Below are 20,801 nucleotides of genomic sequence, written 5' to 3' on the forward strand. Positions count from 1 at the left end.
CCTCCCGGCGCCGTCCGGACCTCCAGCGAGGCCGGGGTGGCGCCTATCCGTACGTGTCCCGCGGCCCCCGGCCGCGCACGGAGCGCGGACCCTTCTTCCAGCTCGGGGCCGTCGGACCGACAACGCGCAGCCGGGTCACGACGTCCCCGCCGACCTGCGCGCGCAGCTTGCCGAGGATCGAGGGCGCCATCAGCGTCAGCTGGGTGGCCCAAGCGGTCGACTCCGCCTCGACGAGCAACACCCCCTCGGTCAGGCTCCGCGGCGCGCAGTGCTCGGCGATGTCGGGGCCGACGAGCGCCGACCAGCGGCCGAACACGGCGCCGATCCGGGTGCGCTCGGACCAGTCCTGCTCGGTGACGAGGGAGTCCACCAGCCGGCCCAGGGGCTGGGGGTCGTCGGCGCCCGGCCCCGCCCCGGTCCACTTCCGCCGCGGCCCGGCGATCCGCCGGCGGGTCGGCTGGGGACGGGCGGCGGAGGCGGCCCGGGCGGCCTCGAGTGCGGCCCGGGCGATGTCGCTCGGCCGGGCGGGGCGCTCCTCCGTCACGAGGCCTCCTCCGCGGCCGCGGTCCCGTCCTTGACGAGCAGCGCGTACCCGCCGCCCACCTCGACCCGCGCCCCGCGGAGTTCCTCGGGCACGTCGTCGAGCACGGCGGCGGTGATCAGGGTCTGCTCCGCGGAGCCCGCCACCGCGGCCAGTGCCGCGCGCCGCTCGGCGTCCAGCGTCGCGAAGACGTCGTCCAGGATCAGGACGGGGTCCTCGCCGTCGCCGCGCAGCAGCGCGAACGTCGCCAGCTTCAGGGCGAGCGCCAGCGACCAGGACTCCCCGTGGCTGGCGAACCCCTTGGCCGGCGAGGGCCCCAGGTGGAGCACGAGGTCGTCGCGGTGCGGGCCGACGAGCGTCATCCCCCGGTCCAGCTCGTCGCCCCGCCGCTCGGCGATCCGCTCGCGCATGGCCGCGGTCAGCTCGGCGGCCGAGGGCACCGCGGTCTCGGCGGTCACCGCCGTGCCGTCCCCGGCGAGCGGCACGGTCGAGGAGTACCCGAGCCCGGCGACGGCCGCCTCCGCTCCCGCCACCTCGGCGTAGGCGCGGGCGACGTGCGGCGCCAGGTCCGCGATCAGCCGGCGGCGTGCGGCCAGCAGCTGCCCGCCGGCGTCGGTCAGGTGCGCGTCCCAGACGTCGAGGGTCTCGATGGCCTTGCCCCGGGCCAGGCGCGCGGTCTTCAGCAGCGCATTGCGCTGCTTGAGGACCCGGTCGTAGTCCGAGCGCACGCCGGCCAGCCGCGGCGTGCGGGTGACCAGCAGCTCGTCGAGGAAGCGGCGGCGCTCGGTCGGGTCGCCGCGGACGAGCGAGAGGTCCTCCGGGGCGAAGAGGACCGTGCGGACGAGGCCGAGCAGCTCCCGGGGCCGGGGCAGCGGGCCCCGGTTGACGCGGACGCGGTTGGCCCGGCCCGGGTTGATCTCGATCTCCACGAGCAGCTCCCGGTCCCCGCTGCGCAGGGCCGCCCGGACCACCGCCTGGCCGTCGCCGTGCCGGACCAGGGGCGCGTCCCCGGACACCCGGTGGCTGCTCATCGTCGCCAGGTAGCCGACCGCCTCGACCAGGTTGGTCTTGCCCTCCCCGTTGCGGCCGACGAACACCGTGGGGCCGGGCCCGAGCGCCAGGTCGACCCGCTCCCAGCTGCGGAACGACCCGAGCTGCAGATGCCGGACGTACATGTCAGGACCGGCCCCCGTGCAGGGCCCCGCCGCGAGCCTGCGAGTGGTGGGGGGCAGGCGACGTGCTGGACCAGCCCCCGTGCAGGGCCCCGCCGCGAGCCTGCCGCGGGTGGGGGGCAGGTGACGTGCTGGAACGGCCCCCGTGCAGGGCCCCGCCGCGAGCCTGCGAGTGGTGGGGGGCACGGGGGTCCTTCGTCATGCCGGGCGCTCGGCCTCCTCCGCCTGGACGGCGCGCACGGAGTGCCCGCCGAACTGGTTCCGCAGCGCCGCGACCGCCTTCATGGTCGGGGAGTCGTCCTGGCGGGAGACGAAACGGGCGAACAGCGACGCCGCGATGGTCGGCATCGGGACGGCGTTCTCGATGGCCTGCTCGACGGTCCACCGGCCCTCGCCGGAGTCCTCGGCGTAGCCGGTGATCCCCTCCAGCTCCGGGTCCTCCTCCAGCGCGCGGACGAGCAGGTCGAGCAGCCACGAGCGGATCACGGTGCCCTGCGTCCACGATGCGATGACCCCGGGGACGTCCTCGATGAGGTCGACGGCGGCCAGCAGCTCGTACCCCTCGCCGTAGGCCTGCATCAGCGCGTACTCGATGCCGTTGTGCACCATCTTGCTGAAGTGCCCGGCCCCGACGGGGCCGGCGTGCACGAAGCCCGCGCCGGGGAGTTCCTGCCCGGACTCGTCGTGCGGCGCCGGCGGCTTCAGGGCGTCGAAGATGGGCTGCGCCGTGGCGACGTCCTCCTTCGTCCCGCCGACCATCAGCGCGTAGCCGTTCTCCAGGCCCCAGACGCCGCCGGAGACACCGGCGTCGATGTAGCCGACGCCCTTCTCCCGGCACAGCACGTCGTGCACCTGGTCGTCGGTGTACTTGGAGTTGCCGCCCTCGATGATGACGTCGCCCTCGCCGAGCAGCTCGGCCAGTTCCTCGACGGTGGACCGGGTGGGCTCCCCCGAGGGCACCATCACCCACACCACCCGCGGCGAGGGCAGCGACTCCACGAGCTCGGACAGGCTCTCGACGTCCCGCTTGCCCGGCGAGCGGTCGTAGCCGACCACCTCGTGGCCCGCGCGGCGCAGCCGTTCGGCCATGTTGCCGCCCATCTTGCCCAGCCCGATCATTCCCAGCCGCACGATGGCGTCCCCTCTTCGCGGATTGTGGATGTCCTGCTCATCGTGCCCGGCGGACGGCCTCGCCGCAGGTGCCCGCCCCGTCCCGAGGCTCGAGGCAATCAGCCGGGCAGCCGCACCGGCATGATCAGGTAGCGGTAGCTCCCCGGGCGCTCGGCCGGCTTCGCCGGCTGCCCGTCGTCGTTGGCCGCGGGCTCCTCGACGCCGGAGAGCACCGCCGGCTTCAGCGGGCTGGTGAAGTCCATCCGCGCCCGGTCGCTGTGCACCGCGGCCAGCCCGTCCAGCAGGAACGTCGGGTTGAAGCCGATGGTGAGCGGCTCGCCGTCGAACTCGACGTCGCACCGTTCCTCGGCCTGGCCCTCCTCGTCGCTGCCGCCGGCCCGCAGGGTGACCTGGCCGGGGGTGAACTCGCACCGCAGCGGCGTGCCCCGCTCGGCGACGAGGGCGACCCGCTTGGCCGCGTCGGTGAACAGGCCCACCGGCAGCGTCGCGTGGGCGTTGGACTCGTTCGGCATGATCGCGCGGTACTTGACGAACTCCGCGTCGAGCAGCCGGGTCGTGGTCTGCCGGTCCTTGCCCGAGAGGCCCAGGATGCCCTCGCCGGAGCTGCCGGAGGCGAGCGAGAGGACGATCTCCGGCCCGCTGGTCAGGGTCTTCGCCGCGTCGGCCAGGGTGCGGGCGGGCACGAGCACCGCGGCCGACACCCCGGACGTCTCCGGGCGCCAGGCGAACTCGCGGACCGCCAGCCGGTAACGGTCGGTGGCGGCGAGGGTGATCAGGTCGTCCTCGATCTCCAGGCGGACCCCGGTGAGCATCGGCAGCGTGTCGTCGCGCCCCGCGGCGACGGCGACCTGCCCGACCGCCTCGGCGAAGACGTCGCTGTCGACCAGGCCGGCCGAGGACGGCATCGAGGGCAGCGACGGGTAGTCCTCGACCGGGAGCGTCGGCAGGCTGAACCGCGCGTTGCCGCAGGTGAGGGCGAGCCGGGGCCCGTCGGCGGTGATCTCCACCGGATGCGGGGGGAGCGCGCGGGTGATCTCGGCCAGCAGCCGGCCCGGCACCAGGACGCGGCCGCTCTCGGTGGCCTGCACGTCCACCTCGGCACGGGCCGACACCTCGTAGTCGAACCCGGAGACCGACAGCTGGTTGCCGTCCACCTCGAGCAGGATCCCGGCCAGAACGGGGACCGACGGTCGCGGCGGCAGGCTGCGCGCCGTCCACGCGACGGCGTCGGCGAGCACCTCACGTGTCACCCGGAACTTCATCTCTCGACCCACCCCAGCTCAGCTCCGGCATCCCGCTCGCGGGGACGCCTGTTCCCGGACCGGCAGCGGGACCCGGAGGCCGCCCGATGCCGGTGCGGTGCTCATGGTGCCTGCTGCGGTCCCCCGGGGGGAAACCCTGGTCCCCCGATGAGGCTGGAACGTCCTCTCGGCCGATCCTCTCCCGCTGCCGTCGTGGCGGGAACCCCGGCGCTGTTCCGAGCAGGGCACGAGTCCGGTAGGGGGCACCTCGGATCGGGCCTTCCCCACCCAGAGTGTGGTTCGAGAATCTCCGAGATAACTCCCTCATCCTCGTCATCACAGGTGTGGAAGCTGGGGAACGAGGCCCTTTCCGCAGGTCAGGACCCGAACGGGCCTGTTGGCCCGCTGTGGGCGGTCACCGTCGAACTGTTGTCGACACGTGGACATCTCGATGGTTGTTCACCGGCGCCGGGCGACGTCCACCGCCTGTCCCCTGCCTCTCCCTGCGCCATCCCCAGGCCGTGCCCAGGCCCGGAGGGACGCCGGACGGGGGACGGTGCGCGAGCCAGGCGTACGGCCCCTATACCTGCAGGTCAGGTGCCGTGTCCAGGTGCGGACGGTGATCGGGCCGGTGCGATGCCGGAGGCGGTCCGGTGACCACCGGTGACCCGGCGGGCACGAGATCTCCCCAACCTGTGCACATTCCTGGGGACAACTCGTCGACGAGTCGAGGACGGTGACCGGCCGGGTACCGGCAGCTACCGCGTCCGGTGAGGGGTCCGCCGGTGTCGACTTCTGTCCACGGCTGTGGACAAAGCGGAGGACAACTCTTCTGTCGTCCTCCGGACGGCACCGCGGGCTATGACTTCGTCGTCCTCCGGACGACACCGCGGCCAGGTGCCGTTCCCGGCTGGGCTGAGCCGTTGCCCATGTCCCGATCGGGAGGTCCTCCGGACCCCCGCGATCGGTCCACCCCAGCTGCCTGCCGTCCCCGACCAGGCACGCGGTCACGAGGTGCCGTCCCAGCGGCACGGGGGTGCTCCGCCGCGCAGTCGGACCCTGCCCACTCCGGTGGGCAGGGTCCGACTGTCGAGCCCGTGCCCATGTCCCGGCTCGGCGGGTCCTCCGGGCCGCCCTGTGACCGATCCATCCCGGGCGATGACTCTGTCGTCCTCCGGGCGGTGCGGTCCGGAGCAGCCCCGTCGAGGGCACCGCCCGGGCCTGTGCGGGGTGGGGAGGACGGGGTCCTTCTACTGCCGGGCGCGGCTCTTGATCCGGGCGGTGAGCTCGGTGACCTGGGTGTAGGTGGCCCGCCGCTCGCTCATCAAGTTGGTGATCTTCTTGACTGCGTGCATCACCGTGGTGTGGTCCTTGCCGCCGAACGAGGCACCGATCCGCGGCAGGGAGAGCTCGGTCAGCTCCCGGCACAGGTACATCGCGATCTGACGGGCGTTCACCAGCGTCCGGCTGCGGTTGGAGCCCTGCAGCTCCTCCATCGTCACGGAGAAGTACTCCGCGGTCGCCGCCATGATGATGGCCGCCGTGATCTGCGGGCCCTGCTCGTCGCTGATCAGGTCCTTGAGCACCAGCTCGGCCAGCGGCAGGTCCACCTGCTGCTTGTTCAGCGACGCGAAGGCCGTCACCCGGATCAGCGCGCCCTCGAGCTCGCGGATGTTGGTCTGCACCTTGCTGGCGATGAACTCCAGCACCGCGTCGGGCACCTGCAGCCGCTCGCCCCAGGCCTTCTTGCGCAGGATCGCGATGCGGGTCTCGAGGTCCGGCGCCTGGACGTCGGTGATCAGGCCCCACTCGAAGCGGGTGCGCAGCCGGTCCTCCAGCGTCGTCAGCTTCTTCGGCGCACGGTCGGAGGTGATGACGATCTGCTTGCTGGCGTTGTGCAGCGTGTTGAAGGTGTGGAAGAACTCCTCCTGCGTCCGCTCGGCGCGCTCCAGGAACTGGATGTCGTCGATCAGCAGGAAGTCGATGTCCCGGTAGCGGCGGCGGAAGTCCTCGGCCCGGCCGGAGTGCACCAGGTTGATGAACTCGTTGGTGAACTCCTCGGTGCTGACGTAGCGCACCTTGACGTTGGGGAACATCCGCGCCGCGTAGTGCCCGATGGCGTGCAGCAGGTGGGTCTTGCCCAGGCCGGACTCGCCGTAGATGAACAGCGGGTTGTAGGCACGGGCCGGCGCCTCGGCCACCGCGACGGCCGCGGCGTGGGCGAACCGGTTGCTGTTGCCGATGACGAAGCTGTCGAAGACGTACTTGGGGTTCATCCCCGGGTCCAGGCCGGCCGGGCGTCCGGCGTCCGGCCGTCGTCCCCGGCCGGCACCGCCGCCGCGCCCCGCCCGCTCGCCGTCGCCGTCCCCGCCGCCGGCGAGGTCGAAGGGCAGGACGTCGGCGGGGCGACCGTCATCGGATCCGCCCCAGTCGCGGCCGTTGGGCTGGCTCCCCCACGTGGTGGCCCAGTCACCCGGCGCCCCGCGGTCGACCGGCGCCCGGTCGGCCGGGCGGAGTTCGCGGACCTCGGAATCGGCCCGTGCCGGACGTTCGTCGAGACCGTCCCGGTCCCAGGGCGCGGAACCGACCGCGTCGGTCCGGACACCGAACGCGCTCCGGCCGTCGTCCGCGCGGTCGCGACTGGCGCGGTCCTCCTCGGCGCGCTGCACCTCGGCCGCGGTCCAGGGGCGTCGCGTCGGCTCCTCGTCGCGCGCCTCGGCCGGGGGCTCCGGCGGGGCGTCCTCCAACTGGACCGCCACCCGGATGTCGCGGCCGAACTGCTCCGACAGCGCTTCGGCGAGCACCCGCCGCATGCGGGACTCCAGCACGGTCTGGGTGAACTCGTTGGGTGCCGCGAGGACGGCGGTGTCCTCGAACAGGCCCACGGGCCGCGTGAGGTTGAGCATCGCGTTCTGCTGAGGGGACAGGCTCGTCGCCAGCCGCTCGCGGATCTGGTCCCAGACGGTCGCCAGGTCCAGCGTGGCATCGGCCATGCCGCTTCTTCCTCCCCATCGACGTCGACCCCGGTCGCCCGTCCGTCCTCCGGCGTCCCCCGGTGGTGCCGCCCTCCGCGGTCCCCTGCCGGACCACTCGGCTGTGGATGCGCGGGCGCATGTGTTCCACACCGGTGTCCACAGGCTGTGCACGGTCGGCGACAGCTGTTGCCGGGTCGCGCGCCGGAACCGGCGCCGATCGGCATCTCTGCAGGTCGCGGGCCGGTTGGGGCAGAATTCTGGACGGTTCGATGGTCGGCTGACCGACGGGATCGGCCCGCACGGCGGACCCTGGGGTCCGACGTGGAGCGACGGTGACGCTAACAGCCCCGTCCACAGCCCGGCAACGCTCGGGTGGGCCGCCGCGGCGCGTCGACCGCGGCGTGCCGACACCGCCGGACGGCCCGCCGGAGGGATCATCGGCGGTCGGGATCCGCCCGGCCTCCGGTCCGGTCGCTTCCTCGGCTATGCTGACGGGAGTCTGTGGACGGTTCCGGCCGCCTCCTGCACCCGCGCGGTACGGCCGTGCAGGTGGGAAGGCGGGTGAGCCGCTCCGCAGTGACCAGCTTCCGGGGTCGTCGGGATGCGGCACATCGTCGTCCGTCCAGGCCCCCGCGCAGGCCCACCCACCGGCGGGTCTGCACCGCCGATGTCGTGTAGTGGGAGTACCTCGTGAGCAAGCGCACGTTCCAGCCGAACAACCGCCGACGGTCGAAGACCCACGGCTTCCGGCTGCGGATGCGGACCCGCGCGGGCCGGGCGATCCTCGCCGGTCGTCGGCGCAAGGGTCGCGAGAAGCTCTCCGCCTGACGTGCTGCCCGCGCAGGCACGCCTGCGCCGGCGTCCGGAGTTCACCGCGGTCGTCCGGTCCGGCAGGCGCGCCGGGCGGCCGACCATGGTCCTCCACTACCTCTCCGAACGGCCTGCACAGGCCGTGACTCCGTCGTCCGCGGGTTCGCCCGGTCCGGGGACCGCCCCGGGTGCCCGCGTGGGGTTCGTGGTCGGCAAGGCGGTCGGCAACTCGGTGGTCCGCCACCGGGTGACCCGTCGGCTGCGTGCCGTGGTGCGCGACGAGCTGCACCGGCTGCCGTCCACCGCCGATCTCGTGGTCCGGGCGCGGCCGGAGGCCGGGACGGCGACGTCCGCACTGCTGCACCGGGACCTGTCGTCCGGACTGGACCGGCTGCTGGGCGAGCAGGCCCGGCGATCATGATGCGGCGCGCCCTCCTCGCGGCCATCCGCTTCTACTCGCGGGCGATCAGCCCGGCCCTGCCCCCGCGCTGCCGCTTCTATCCCACCTGCAGCGCCTACGCCGCGGAGGCCGTCGAACTGCACGGCGCCGCGAGGGGCACCTGGCTGGCCCTGCGCCGGCTCGGGAAGTGCGCCCCCTGGCATCCCGGCGGCGTCGACTTCGTCCCCGCACGACGGTCGGCGACCGGAACCGCAGAGGTCAGCCGCTCGTCGAGCACTGCAGCGTCGCCGTCCCCGGACGACGACAGCGAGCCGTCCGCCGCCCGCCGTCCCCACCGAGCCGCCCCGCCGGATCCCCGCCGGGCGAACGAGGAGTCCTCCGTTGCTTGACTGGCTGTACACCGGCATCTCCTGGGTGATGGCGCGGTGGCACTCGCTGTGGGACACGGTCTTCGGCAACCCTCCCGCGGAGACCGCGCTCGGCGGGTTGTCCTGGGTCCTCGCGATCGTCTTCCTCGTCGTGACGATCCGGCTGATCCTTTTCCCGCTGTTCGTCAAGCAGATCAAGTCGCAGCGGGCGATGCAGGAGCTGCAGCCGGAGCTCGCCAAGCTGCGCAAGCAGTACGGCAGCGACCGGCAGGGCATGGCCGTCGCCCAGCAGGCGCTGATGAAGGAGCGCGGGGTCAACCCGCTGGCCGGCTGCCTGCCGATCCTGCCGCAGATCCCGGTGTTCCTGTCGCTGTTCCACGTCCTCCGGCGGCTCGCCCCGGACAAGCCCGGCCTCTACAGCTGGTCCGACGAGCTGACCGACCAGGCGGCGCGCGCCCAGCTGTTCGGCGCCCCGATCTCCTCGTCGTTCAACATGAGCGGCGCCAAGGAGACGGCGATCCTCGACATCGCGGGGGTCACCTACACCAACATCCGCATCGTCGCGTTCGTGCTGATCGTGATCATGTGCTTCACGACCTACTACACGCAGAAGCAGATCATGAAGCGCTCCGGCCCGGTCGAGGGCCAGGCCGCGATGGTGCAGAAGATCCTGCTCTACGTCATGCCCGCGGGTCTGTTCGTGTCCGGCTTCCTCTTCCCGATCGGCGTCCTCCTCTACTGGTTCACCAACAACCTGTGGACCCTCGGGCAGCAGTTCTTCATCCTGCGCAAGATGCCCCCGCCCGGGTCCGACGCCGCCAAGGCCAAGGCCGCCGGGGACAAGCCGGCCGTCGACCCGAAGACGCTCGCCCCCAAGCCCGGGGCGAAGCCGGTCCGCCCCAAGGGCGGGCGCCCGGTGGCTCCTCCGGCCACGGATGCGCCCACCGGCGACGGTGCCGCTGACGGGTCCGCGTCGCCGAACGGCGGCGCGGCCAACGGCCGGCCGCCGGGCAAGCAGTCACCGGGTGGTGCGACCAGGGCAGGCCAGTCGCCGCCGAACCGGGGCAAGCGCAAGCGGCGCTGACCGCGCACCGGCGTCGCGCCCGACGCCCCCTCGACCACCGGGTCCGCCCGGCCGCCCGCACCGACCTGGGAGGAACTCCATGAGTGTCCCGCAGCAGCCCGAATCCACGTTGACCGCCGAGGCGACCAGTGACGCCGTCCTGAGCCCGGCCGACGGGGGCGAGGGGTCCGCGGACCCGGCGCTCCCCCAGGCGGACGCGGCCAGCGACGACGCCGTCGTCGACCCCGTGGCCAATGGGGCGGAGGAGGACGACGAGGCGGACGAGGACGGTGCGGACCTCCTCGTGCGCGAGGGCGACGTGGCCGGTGACTACCTGGAGCGTCTGCTCGACATCCTGGACAAGGACGGCGACATCGACCTCGACGTCGAGGGTGATCGCGCGTCGGTCGCGATCGTCGGCGGGAAGCTGACGGATCTGATCGGCCCTGACGGCGCCACGCTGGAGGCGCTCCAGGAGCTCACGCGGCTGGCTGTCGCCCAGTCCACGGGCGTGCGCAGCCGGCTGATGCTGGACATCGGCGAGTTCCGCGCCAAGCGCCGTGCCGACCTCACCGCCCTGGCCGGCGACACCGCACGCCGGGTGTCCTCCAGCGGCCAGCCGGAGCGGCTGTCCCCGATGAACCCGTTCGAGCGCAAGGTCGTGCACGACGTGATCGCCGGGGTGCCGGGGGTGCACAGCGAGTCCGAGGGCGAGGAGCCGAACCGCCGCGTCGTGGTCCTGCCCGACAAGTGACGGACGCGTGAGCGGGCTCGCGGGTCCACCAGCGGGAGCGCCGCGCGTGCGCAGGCAGTCGACCATCGCTGGCGAGGAGGCGGCATGAGCGATCCGGGGTCCGTCGGAGACGGGGGCGTACCGCCCACGCCCGCGGTCGCGGAGGAGCTCTTCGGCCCGGCGTTGCCGGTGGTGGAGCGCTACGTCGTGCAGCTGGCGTCGGAAGGAGTCCTCCGTGGCCTGATCGGGCCGCGCGAGGTCCCGCGCCTCTGGGAGCGCCACGTCCTCAACAGCGCCGCGGTCGCCGAGGCGGTGCCGCCCGGCGCCCGGGTGGTCGACGTGGGTTCGGGCGCTGGTCTCCCCGGTATCCCGCTGGGGCTGGCCCGGCCGGACGTGTCGCTCACCCTGGTGGAGCCGATGGCCCGGCGGGTGGAGTTCCTCGACCAGACCGTCGCGGACCTCTCCGCGGTGGCCGGGTCCGCACTCGCCTGGCGGATCGTCCGGGGCCGGGCCGAGGAGCGCTCGGTGGCCACGGCCGTCGGACCCGTCGACGTGGTGACCGCCCGGGCGGTCGCTCCGCTGCCCCGGCTGATCGGCTGGTGCCGGGGGTTGATGCGCCCGGGCACCCAGTTGGTCGCCCTCGTCGGCGCCCGCACGCTCGACGACCTCTCGGCGATGGTCCCGGAGCTCGAGGCCGCGGGGATGCGGGACATCCATCCGCGGGCCGTCGGTGCGGCGCTGGGGGATGCTGCCACTACCGTGGTGGTCATGACGCGTGGAGCACGGTGACGGCGCTCCCGCTGCACCCCACGATCCGCTGTTCCACGTGGAACAGGTACAGCCACACGACCCCGTTCCACGTGAAACGGCTCGGTACGGTGGAACAGTGCTGCAGGAAGGACCCGCGATGACCGACCCCGGCGAACGGCTGCGCAGCAGTCTCGCGGCCGACCAGTCGTCCTCGGCGTCCTCGGCGTCCTCGGGCGGTGCCGCCGACTTCGACAGCCCGATCGCGATGGAGGCGCTGCGCGCCACCCGCGTGCTGCACGCCGCGGACCAGGATCCCTTCCCGGTGCCGAGCCGGATCCGCGTCATCACCATCGCGAACCAGAAGGGCGGGGTCGGCAAGACCACGTCGACGGTGAACCTCGGGGTGGCCCTGGCCCTCTACGGGCTGCGGACCCTGGTCATCGACCTCGACCCGCAGGGCAACGCCAGCACCGCCCTCGGGGTCGAGCACACCGTGGGCACGCCGTCGGTGTACGACGCCCTCGTCGGCGACAACTCGCTGGGTGAGGTCGTACACCCCACGACGGCGAGCCCCAAGCTGCTCTGCGTGCCGGCCACGATCGACCTGGCCGGGGCCGAGATCGAGCTGGTCTCCGTGGTCGCCCGGGAGCACCGCCTCCGCCGGGCGATCGAGGCCTACGTCCACGAGCTGCCACCCGAGCAGCGGCCGCACTACGTGCTGATCGACTGCCCGCCCTCGCTCGGGCTGTTGACCCTCAACGCGCTGGTCGCCGGCGACGAGGTGCTCATCCCCATCCAGTGCGAGTACTACGCGCTGGAGGGCCTCGGGCAGCTGCTCAACAACATCGACCTGGTCCGCCAGCACCTGAACCCCGGCATCTCGGTCCGGACGATCCTGCTCACCATGTACGACGGGCGCACCAAGCTCGCGGACCAGGTCGCCGACGAGGTCCGCAACCACTTCGGTGACCTCGTGCTCCCCGCCGTGATCCCGCGCAACGTCCGCGTGTCGGAGGCGCCGGGCTACGGGCAGTCCGTGCTCACCTACGACCCGGGCTCCCGCGGATCCACCAGCTACGTCGAGGCGGCCAGGCAGCTCGCCGAGCGTGGCGTGGACCTCCCGCCGCTGGAACGCTCCGGGCTGGCGGGAGCCAACGGTGCTCCCCCGGTCACCGCCCAGTCAACGGTCAGTGCGCAGGACAGTCAGTGAGCAACCCACGGGTGAGCGGAGAGCGGTCATGAGCAAGCGTGGCGGTCTGGGCCGGGGCCTCGCTGCCCTCATCCCCACCAGCGCTCCCGAGACGGAGCGCCCGTCCCCCGCACCGGAACCGGCCGCAGCTCCGGCGGTGTCCCTGGTGCCCTCGCCGGCCGCCGACGAGCGGGACGGCACGACGGACGCTCCGCCCGCCATGTCGGTCCCGGCCTTCGGCACGCCCGTCGCCCCGGTGACACCTCCCGACGACGACGGGGCACTCGGCGTCCCCGGCGCGCAGCTTCGCGAGGTGGCGGTCACCTCCGTGGTCCCCAACCCGAAGCAGCCGCGGCAGGTCTTCGACGACGAGGCGCTGGAGGAGCTCACGCACAGCGTCAAGGAGTTCGGGCTGCTCCAGCCGATCGTCGTCCGGGAGAACGTGGGCTTCCCGGGGGAGGGCACCAGCTACGAGCTGATCATGGGCGAGCGGCGGCTGCGGGCCGCCCGCGCAGCGGGGCTGGAGACCGTGCCCGCCATCGTGCGGGACACCACGGACGACGCCATGCTGCGCGATGCGCTCCTGGAGAACATCCACCGCGTCCAGCTGAACCCGCTCGAGGAGGCGGCCGCCTACCAGCAGCTGCTGGAGGAGTTCGGCGCGACCCACGAGGAGCTGGCCAGCCGGATCGGCCGGAGCCGGTCGCAGGTCACCAACACCATCCGGCTGATGAAGCTGCCGGTGAAGGTGCAGACCCGCGTCGCGGCCGGGGTCATCTCCGCCGGCCACGCGCGTGCGCTGCTCGGACTGGCCGACGCCGAGGCGCAGGACGCCCTGGCGACCCGCATCGTGGCCGAGGGCATGTCGGTCCGCGCGACCGAGGAGGCCGTGGCGATGGCCGCGGCAGAGCGCCCGGCGGCCAAGCGCCGTACCCGGAACATCAGCGCGCCGGGTGTCGAGGAGCTGGGCTCCCGGCTCTCCGATCGCTTCGAGACCAAGGTCAAGATCCAGATCGGCCGCTCGAAGGGGAAGATCGTCGTCGAGTTCGGCTCCGTCGACGACTTGCAGCGGATCATCGGCGTCATGGCCCCGGAGATCACCGGGCGCCGTCCGGAGGGCTGATCAGCCGTCACCAGCGAGAAAGGCCGGTTTACGTCACTGACGTAAACCGGCCTTTCTCGTGCCGCTCGGATCGGGGTGGTGGGAGGAGGCGTCAGCGCGCCGATCCGGCGCGCCGGGCAAGCAGCTGGGCCAGGACGTCGCCGAGCTCGTAGCCGGCGGTCTCGACCGACATCGGGAACATCGAGGTCTCGGTGAGTCCCGGCGACACGTTCACCTCGAGGAAGTGCACCTCGCCGTCCGGCGTGACGATGGCGTCGGTCCGGGACAGGTCGGCCAGCCCCAGGACGCGGTGCACCGTGACGGCGAGCTCGGCGGCGCGGGCGGCGACGGCGTCGGAGACCCGGGCGGGCACGTGGTACTCGGTCAGCCCCGGGGTGTACCGCGCGGTGTAGTCGAACACACCCGACGCCGGCACGATCTCGACCGCCGGCAGCGCCTGCGGACCCTCCCCCAGGTCGATGACCGAGATCGCCAGCTCCACCCCGTCGACGTAGCGCTCCACCATGACGGAATCGCCGTAGGCGAAGCAGCTGACCATCGCCGCGGGCAGGTCCTCGACGTTGCTGACCTTCTGCACCCCGAGGGCCGACCCGCCCGACGCCGGCTTCACGATCAGCGGCAGCCCGAGCCGGGCGACCATCAGATCGAGGACGGCGCCGGCACCGAGCTCGCGGAAGGTGCTGTGCGGCAGCGCCACCCAGTCCGGCGTCGCGGCGCCGGCTGCCCGCACCACCGACTTGGCGGCCGGCTTGTCCCACGCGAGCCGGCAAGCGGCGGCCGGGGAGCCCACGTACGGGACACCGGCCAGGTCGAGGACCGCCCGCAGGGCTCCGTCCTCCCCCGTCGCTCCGTGCAGCGCGATGAACACCGCGTCGGTCGGGGAGGCGGCGAGGCCGGGGAGCAGGTCGGCGTCCGCGTCCCGGATCTCGGCGTCCACGCCGGCCCGGACGAGCTCCTCCCACACCTGGGTGCCCGAGGACAGGCTGACCTCGCGCTCGAAGGTCAGGCCACCGCTGAGGACGACCGCGCGCAGGCCGGAGTGGTCGGCCGCGCCGGACGCGGGGGTCGTCGCCGTCGGCCGTCCGGCTGAGGGATGGGTCATGCCCGTCCGTCCTCGTAGGTGTCGCTGTTGGCCGGCCCGACGATGGTGCCGGAGCCGCTGAACGGGGCGTCCGCCCCGGCCGCGGGGCGGACGGCGCGGAAGCTGCCGGTGTCCACGGCGTCGAACGTGGAGTGCAGGTCCAGCTCGGCCTCGATGACCCGGGCCAGCCGGCGCACGCCCTCCCGGATCTGGTCCGGTTCGGGGTAGCAGTAGGACAGCCGCATGAACTCCCGGCCGCTGCCGTCGGCGTAGAACCCGATACCCGGTACGTAGGCCACCAGCGCGTTCACCGCGCGGGGCTGCATGAGCTTGGCGTCCAGACCGTGCGGCAGCTTCAGCCACACGTAGAAGCCGCCGTCGGGGCGGGTCCAGGTGGTGCCGGCCGGCATCAGCGTCTCGAGCGATTCCAGGGTGGCGTCCCGGCGCTCGCGGTACAGCTCGGTGAACAGCTTGATCTGCTCCCGCCAGGGCTGGGTGTCCAGGTACCGGGCGACGGCGTACTGGGTGAGCGACGGCGGGCAGAGCACCTGCGCCTCGGTGGCCAGGACCAGCTTCTCCCGGACGGCGAGCGGGGCGAGCACCCAGCCCACCCGCAGGCCCGGGGAGAAGGTCTTGGAGAACGAGCCGAGGTAGATGACCCGCTGGGAGTCCCGGGCGCGCAGCGCGCGCAGCGGCTCGTGCTCGAAGCCCAGCAGGCCGTACGGGTTGTCCTCGATGACGAGCAGGTCGTGCCGCTCGGCGATGGCCATGATCGCCTCGCGCCGCGGCTCGGTCAGCGTGACGCCGGCGGGGTTGTGGAAGTTCGGCACGGTGTACAGGAACTTGACCCGGTCCCCGGCCGCCCGGCAGGCGACGAGCGCCTCCTCGAGGGCCTCCGGGATCAGCCCGTCGTCGTCCATCGCGACGTGCCGGACCCGGGCCTCGGCGGACTGGAAGACGCCGAGCGCGCCGACGTAGGACGGGGCCTCGGCGAGGATCACGTCGCCCGGGTCGACGAAGACGCGGGTGACGAGGTCGAGCGCCTGCTGGGAGCCGACGGTGACGACGACCTCGCTCGGTGAGGCGTCGGTGATGCCCTCCAGGGCCATGACATCGCAGATCCGCTCGCGCAGCCGCGGGTCACCCTGTCCGGAGCCGTACTGCAGGGTCTGCGCGCCCATGCCGGAGACCAGCTCGCCGATCATCGAACCGACGGCGTCCAGCGGCAGCGCCGTGACCGCGGGCATGCCGCCGGCCAGGGAGACCACCTCCGGCCGGCTCACGACGGAGAAGAGGGCGCGGATCTCCGAGGACTTCATGCCGTGGGTGCGTGCTGCGTACCGGTCGGCCAGGGGGTCCAGCCGCGGATGCCGCGGGACGACGTGGGGATGCGCACCGTGCGTCAGGTGCGTCCCCGGCTGACCGGGACCGGCGGGTGGGCCGGGCGGAGTGGTGGGCACCTTCACGAGTGTAAGGACGTGGCGACCGAGCGGGACCGGGCCTCCCGCCCCGAGTGGACTGCACCACCGGCCGTCCGCCGGACGACGAGGCGGCCAGGAACCGTCAGATCCGCTCCGGCAGCACGAAGGTGCCGGTCTGGAGGTCGGCCTCGGCGGGCAGGTAGAGCCGCTGGACGGCGGCCAGGACGGCGGAGGCGACGGCGCTCCGGACGCGGGCGTCCAGCAGGAGCAGCCGGTCGACCGGGTGGGACAGGTAGCCGCAGTCCAGCCGGACCGCCGGCATCCGGGTCATCCGGAGGGTGCCCCAGGTCTTGGGGTGCGAGCCCAGGTCGAGCATGCCGGTACGGGCGAGGACCTCGCGGCGCGCGAGGTTGGCGAACTGCTCGCCGACCGTGGAGGAGGCGCCGGAACCGGTGCCGTAGTAGTAGCTGGCCACGCCGCGCGCGTGCTCGGAACCGTGCGAGTCCAGGTGCAGGGCGATGAACAGGTCGGCGCGGGCGTCGTTGGCGAAGGCGGTGCGCTCGGCCGCCGACGGGTTCTGGTCCCTGCCGCGCGTGAGGTACACCCCGGCCCCGGCCGCGGCGAGCCGCCCCTCGATGCGCGAGGCCAGGTCGAAGACGAGGTCGGACTCGGTGGTCTCCCCCTGGGTGTAGCCGGCGTCCTCGCCGCCGTGGCCCGGGTCGACCACGATGCGGCGGCCGATCAGGTGCGGCCCGCTCTCGACGAAGGAGGCGCTCTGCCGGAGGAGCTGCGGCCGCCCGCCGGTGACCTTGCGGCCGAGCTGGCGCAGGGCACGGAGGGTCGCCGGCCCGCACGTGCCGTCGGAGGTGAGGCCGTAGTCGCGCTGGAAGGCCCGGAGGCCGCTCTCGGTCCCGGGCCCGAAGACCCCGTCCACCGGTCCGGCGTCGTAGCCGAGCTCGTGCACGCGCTCCTGCAGGGTGATGACGTCGTCGCCGCGGACCGGTCGCTCCGGGTCGTAGCGCAGCAGCCGGTCCCCCAGCGACCAGCGGGCCTCGTTCAGGGCCCGGTAGGTCTCCTCGCCGACCCGCCCGTCCACCGACAGCCCGCGGTCCTGCTGGAAGTGCCGGACGGCCAGCTCGGTGGCCTGGTCGTAGACCGCCGAGTCCAGCGCCACGTCGGGAAGGGTGGCCATGGCGTGCGGCGGGCGGGGGACGGCGGTGCCGTCGACGTCCGGCAGCAGGCCCAGGCTTCGTAGCGCCGTCTGCACGTCCGCGACGGCGGCACCACGGTCCCCGAGCCTGAGGATCTGCATGCGGCTGTCGGCTCCCATCGTGTCCTGATTGTCGTCCCCCCGGCCGTTCCCGGCCCAGCGGGGGTGCATCCGGACGAAGGAGGGCCCACCCGGCGAGGGCCCCGCTGCCCCCGCCACTCGCGCGCTCGCGGCGGGGTCTGCAGTGGGGCCGATCCCGGATGGGCCCGTTCGTGACCCGGCGTCACCGGGCCTGGCGGCTCAGAGGTAGTCGGCGAGGTCGTTGAGGATCGCGCCCTTGGGCTTGGCGCCGATGATGCTCTTGACCGGCTTGCCGCCCTGGAACACCGTCATCGTCGGGATCGACATGACCTGGTAGTCGCGGGCGATCTGCGGGTTCTCGTCGATGTTGAGCTTGGCGATCGTGAGCTTGTCGCCGTGCTCGGCGGCGATCTCCTCGAGGACCGGGGCGACCATCTTGCAGGGGCCGCACCACTCCGCCCAGAAGTCCACGAGCACGGGCTTGTCGCTGCCCAGCACCTCGTTGGCGAAGCTGGTGTCGGTCACCGTGACGGTGTTGCCTGCCATGGGTCGTTCTCCCTTGTCTCGGCTTGCTGGAGTGCCTGTCGGGGTCAACCGACGGGCGGGTGGATGTATGCCCGGGCGGGCGCCTCAGCGCTCGTCGAACGTGTCGGCCAGCCAGCGCTCGGCGTCGATCGCCGCAGCGGCGCCGGTGCCGGCCGAGGTGATGGCCTGCCGGTAGATGTGGTCGACGACGTCGCCGCAGGCGAACACGCCATCGATGTTGGTGCGGGTGGACGGGTGCTCCACCTGGATGTAGCCCTCGTCGTCGAGCTTGAGCTGCCCGGCGAACAGCTCGCTGCGCGGGTCGTGCCCGATCGCGACGAACAGGCCGCTGACCGGCAGCGTCTCGGTGCCACCGGTGGCGGTGTCGGTCAGCTCGACCGCCGAGACGGTGGAGTCGCCCAGCACCTCGGTGACCTGCTTGCCCAGCGCCCAGCGGATCTTGGCGTTGTCCTGCGCGCGCTTCTGCATGATCTTCGAGGCGCGGAGCTCGTCGCGCCGGTGCACCACGGTGACGCTCTTGGCGAAGCGGGTGAGGAAGGTGGCCTCCTCCATCGCCGAGTCGCCGCCGCCGACCACGGCGATGTCCTGGTCGCGGAAGAAGAAGCCGTCGCAGGTGGCGCAGGCGGACACGCCCCGGCCGAGGAGGCGCTGCTCGTTCTCCAACCCGAGGTACCGGTACTTCGACCCGGTGGCCACGATGACGGCGTGGGCGCGGAAGACCTCGCTGCCGACCTTGACGATCTTGGGCTCGGCGGTCAGGTCGACCTCGGTGACGTCGCGCGGCTCCAGCTGGGCCCCGAACTTCTCCGCCTGCGTCCGCATGTCGTCCATCAGCTGCGGCCCCTGGATCCCCTCCGGGAAACCGGGGAAGTTCTCCACCTCGGTGGTGGTCATGAGCGCACCGCCGAACTGGGAACCCTCGAACACCAGCGGGTGGAGGTTCGCGCGGGCGGCGTACGTGGCTGCGGTGTAACCAGCCGGGCCGGACCCGATGATGATCAGGTCACGAACACCGTCGTGCTCGGCGGGCGGGATCACGGGATCCTCGATCTCGCCCGTCGTCACGGCGGGACCGGGGGTCGGGAAATCAGTCACGGGCTGCACAACCACCGATCGTAGGGGTCGCATTCCCCGCCGCGCTGCCCCTTGCCGGTGGCTGCACCGCGCCGGGGCACCCCCCGTGCACCCCGGCGGCGCGGCTCCGGACCCGCGCGCGCCAGGAGGAGGGAAACGCTCAGCCGGCTGCCTGGACGCTGACCTCGGCGATCTCGGCGGCGAAGCCTCCCTCGCTGGGCACCAGCCCGGTGAGCCAGACCAGCACGTAGCGGGCGGTGACCGGCTCGTCGAACGCGAGCTGGGTCTCGCCCTGGAGCTCGCCCGACGCGGCGACGTCGTAGGCGGCCACGGCCTCGCCCGCGGACTCGGCCGTGCGGATCTCGAACGTGGCGCCGGCCGACGGGCTGGTGACGGTGACCGCGCCGAGCTCCTGGGCCGACCCCAGGTCGAGCAGCAAACCGACGCCGTCCTTGAGGTTGCCGAAGGCCGGGGAACCCCGGTACTCGTACGTCGACCAGGCGGTCGCGGGGTCGCCGTCGAAGGCGAGCTCGACGCTGCCGGGGTTGTCCGGGTCGCCGTCGCCCTGCGGGTCGAACACGTCGCCACCGGCGATCGCCACGGCTGCGCCGGGCTCGACCGTGCCGGGCTCCGCGGAGCCCCCGGCGGGTGCGCTCGCCGACGGGGTGGAGCCCGGGGTCTCGTCGACCTCCCCCGCCACCGAGATCACACCCTTGCCGAACCACCAGGCGAGACCCACCACCACGAGCAGGGCGAGCAGGGGCAGGCCGATGACCACCAGACGGTGCCGTCGGGCACCGTCCTCCTCCTCGTCCCCGGCGAACGGCCCGTCGTCGGCGTTCCCCGCCTCGAGGACGGCGAAGTCCTCGTCGTCGCGGTCCGCGGGGCCGGCGAACGCCGAGCCGGCGTAGGCACCAGCCGCCGGTGCGACCGAGCCGGCGGCGATGGTGTCCCCGCCGACCGCTCCCGGGGCGACGGCCGGATCGGTCCCCGGCCGAACCGGCGGGACCGGGGGCAGGGTCTGCGGGTCGAGGCGGACCGGCTCCGCGTCGGCATGGCGGGGTGCCGCGTCCACCGCGTGGTCGGCCTGGTCGGGGCGGCGGTCGCGCAGGCGGCGCAGCCAGCCGCTGTCGGTCTCCTCGGCCCGTGCCGCCGCCGACATCGGCCCCGGACGGGAGCGCTCGGCGAGCAGCGCGGCCATGGCGGCGACGCTGGACAGGCCCTGACCGGGTTCGCTCGAGCGGGCCCGGCGGACCAGTGCCACCAGGTCCGACGGCCCGGTGAGGCGCCGAGCGCCGGGCCGGGCCGGGTCCAGCCCGGTGAGGCACGCCTCGAGCAGCGCGCCCAGCGCGGCGATGTCACCGTCGATGGTGCCGGTGGCGGCGGGCACGGCCCGCAGCCCGACCAGCCCGTTGGGCCGGAGCACCACGTTCTCGGGGGTGAGCCCGCCGACGGCGAGGCCGACGCGGTGCGCCTCGGCGACGCCCTCGGCCAGGCGGCGCAGGACGGTCCGGACCTCGCGGTCGGGCAGCGGACCACGGGTGAGCCGCTCGGCCAGAGTCTCGCCGTCGATCCACTCGTTGACGACGTAGGCGGCGCCGCCGGGCACCATGTCGCCCCCCGGCCCACTCCCGATGCCCTCCGAGGCGTCGTAGACCATCGCCAGCGCCGGGGTGGCCAGCCCGCCGGCCGTGAGGGCCCGGGTGATCCAGGCGTGCGCGGCCGGGCCGGCGGGGGTGTGCACGCGGATGGCGACGTCGCGGTTGAGGACGCGGTCCTTGGCGCGCCAGCACTGGATCGCGCCGGTCGGCGTCGGCTCGTCGGGGCCGATCCGGTCCAGGGGCCGGTAGCGGTCGGGCAGCCCGGTGGTCGTCGACGTCATCGACACTGTC

General features: G+C 73.3%; 19 protein-coding genes. 8 read left to right on the forward strand and 11 right to left on the reverse strand.

Annotated features, from left to right (window positions below):
- Positions 1 to 43: 43 nt before the first annotated feature.
- From BM142_RS12100 to dnaA, 5 genes are all read right to left on the reverse strand, one after another.
- Positions 44 to 544 carry a DciA family protein gene (locus BM142_RS12100; protein ID WP_092198673.1) on the reverse strand — a complete coding sequence of 167 codons (501 nt, stop codon included), beginning with the start codon at positions 542 to 544 and terminating at the stop codon, positions 44 to 46.
- Positions 541 to 1,716: a DNA replication/repair protein RecF gene (gene recF, locus BM142_RS12105; protein WP_092198676.1), complete on the reverse strand. Its 1,176-nt coding sequence runs from the start codon at positions 1,714 to 1,716 to the stop codon at positions 541 to 543. The genes BM142_RS12100 and recF overlap by 4 nt, the downstream gene beginning before the upstream one ends.
- 195 nt (positions 1,717 to 1,911) lie before the next feature.
- Complete coding sequence (gene gnd / locus BM142_RS12110) at positions 1,912 to 2,844, reverse strand: phosphogluconate dehydrogenase (NAD(+)-dependent, decarboxylating) (RefSeq protein WP_092198679.1); 933 nt, start codon at positions 2,842 to 2,844, stop codon at positions 1,912 to 1,914.
- Between the two features lie 98 nt (positions 2,845 to 2,942).
- The gene (gene dnaN, locus BM142_RS12115; protein WP_254790831.1) at positions 2,943 to 4,094 is read right to left on the reverse strand and encodes a DNA polymerase III subunit beta; all 1,152 of its coding nucleotides are present in this window, start codon (positions 4,092 to 4,094) and stop codon (positions 2,943 to 2,945) included.
- A gap of 1,241 nt (positions 4,095 to 5,335) precedes the next feature.
- Positions 5,336 to 7,078, reverse strand: coding sequence for a chromosomal replication initiator protein DnaA (dnaA, locus tag BM142_RS12120; RefSeq protein WP_139228868.1), 1,743 nt, complete (start codon positions 7,076 to 7,078; stop codon positions 5,336 to 5,338).
- A gap of 672 nt (positions 7,079 to 7,750) precedes the next feature.
- On the opposite strand from dnaA, the gene rpmH reads away from it, so the two are divergent.
- From rpmH to BM142_RS12160, 8 genes are all read left to right on the forward strand, one after another.
- Positions 7,751 to 7,888: a 50S ribosomal protein L34 gene (rpmH, locus tag BM142_RS12125; protein WP_040338882.1), complete on the forward strand. Its 138-nt coding sequence runs from the start codon at positions 7,751 to 7,753 to the stop codon at positions 7,886 to 7,888.
- A 1-nt stretch (position 7,889) separates the two neighbouring features.
- Positions 7,890 to 8,291 (forward strand): ribonuclease P protein component, encoded by a 402-nt coding sequence (gene rnpA, locus BM142_RS12130; protein ID WP_092198685.1) that lies wholly within the window; start codon positions 7,890 to 7,892, stop codon positions 8,289 to 8,291.
- A complete protein-coding gene (yidD, locus tag BM142_RS12135; protein ID WP_254790832.1) occupies positions 8,288 to 8,659 on the forward strand; it encodes a membrane protein insertion efficiency factor YidD in 372 nt (123 codons plus the stop codon). Before rnpA ends, yidD begins: the two co-directional genes overlap by 4 nt.
- Positions 8,652 to 9,722, forward strand: a complete 1,071-nt coding sequence (gene yidC, locus BM142_RS12140; protein WP_139228869.1) for a membrane protein insertase YidC — start codon at positions 8,652 to 8,654, stop codon at positions 9,720 to 9,722. Before yidD ends, yidC begins: the two co-directional genes overlap by 8 nt.
- 79 nt (positions 9,723 to 9,801) lie before the next feature.
- Complete coding sequence (locus BM142_RS12145) at positions 9,802 to 10,455, forward strand: Jag family protein (protein ID WP_092198691.1); 654 nt, start codon at positions 9,802 to 9,804, stop codon at positions 10,453 to 10,455.
- A gap of 84 nt (positions 10,456 to 10,539) precedes the next feature.
- Positions 10,540 to 11,223: a 16S rRNA (guanine(527)-N(7))-methyltransferase RsmG gene (gene rsmG, locus BM142_RS12150; protein WP_092198694.1), complete on the forward strand. Its 684-nt coding sequence runs from the start codon at positions 10,540 to 10,542 to the stop codon at positions 11,221 to 11,223.
- A 118-nt stretch (positions 11,224 to 11,341) separates the two neighbouring features.
- The gene (locus tag BM142_RS12155) at positions 11,342 to 12,394 is read left to right on the forward strand and encodes a ParA family protein (RefSeq protein ID WP_092198697.1); all 1,053 of its coding nucleotides are present in this window, start codon (positions 11,342 to 11,344) and stop codon (positions 12,392 to 12,394) included.
- A 28-nt stretch (positions 12,395 to 12,422) separates the two neighbouring features.
- On the forward strand, positions 12,423 to 13,496 hold the full coding sequence (locus BM142_RS12160) for a ParB/RepB/Spo0J family partition protein (RefSeq protein WP_092198699.1): 1,074 nt from the start codon (positions 12,423 to 12,425) through the stop codon (positions 13,494 to 13,496).
- A gap of 91 nt (positions 13,497 to 13,587) precedes the next feature.
- Here the strand turns inward: BM142_RS12160 and BM142_RS12165 are convergent, their stop codons facing one another.
- From BM142_RS12165 to BM142_RS12190, 6 genes are all read right to left on the reverse strand, one after another.
- Positions 13,588 to 14,598, reverse strand: coding sequence for a D-alanine--D-alanine ligase family protein (locus tag BM142_RS12165; protein ID WP_092198702.1), 1,011 nt, complete (start codon positions 14,596 to 14,598; stop codon positions 13,588 to 13,590).
- A complete protein-coding gene (locus tag BM142_RS12170) occupies positions 14,595 to 16,037 on the reverse strand; it encodes an aminotransferase-like domain-containing protein (RefSeq protein WP_254790833.1) in 1,443 nt (480 codons plus the stop codon). Before BM142_RS12170 ends, BM142_RS12165 begins: the two co-directional genes overlap by 4 nt.
- Before the next feature lie 103 nt (positions 16,038 to 16,140).
- On the reverse strand, positions 16,141 to 17,310 hold the full coding sequence (locus tag BM142_RS12175) for an N-acetylmuramoyl-L-alanine amidase (RefSeq protein WP_092198865.1): 1,170 nt from the start codon (positions 17,308 to 17,310) through the stop codon (positions 16,141 to 16,143).
- A gap of 198 nt (positions 17,311 to 17,508) precedes the next feature.
- Complete coding sequence (gene trxA / locus BM142_RS12180; RefSeq protein ID WP_092198705.1) at positions 17,509 to 17,835, reverse strand: thioredoxin; 327 nt, start codon at positions 17,833 to 17,835, stop codon at positions 17,509 to 17,511.
- 84 nt (positions 17,836 to 17,919) lie between these two features.
- Positions 17,920 to 18,930 (reverse strand): thioredoxin-disulfide reductase, encoded by a 1,011-nt coding sequence (gene trxB / locus BM142_RS12185; protein ID WP_254790835.1) that lies wholly within the window; start codon positions 18,928 to 18,930, stop codon positions 17,920 to 17,922.
- A gap of 139 nt (positions 18,931 to 19,069) precedes the next feature.
- A complete protein-coding gene (locus BM142_RS12190; RefSeq protein ID WP_092198868.1) occupies positions 19,070 to 20,791 on the reverse strand; it encodes a hypothetical protein in 1,722 nt (573 codons plus the stop codon).
- Positions 20,792 to 20,801 lie beyond the last annotated feature (10 nt).

The organism is Blastococcus tunisiensis, from assembly GCF_900112815.1.
In the GTDB taxonomy this organism is placed as follows: domain Bacteria; phylum Actinomycetota; class Actinomycetes; order Mycobacteriales; family Geodermatophilaceae; genus Blastococcus_B; species Blastococcus_B tunisiensis.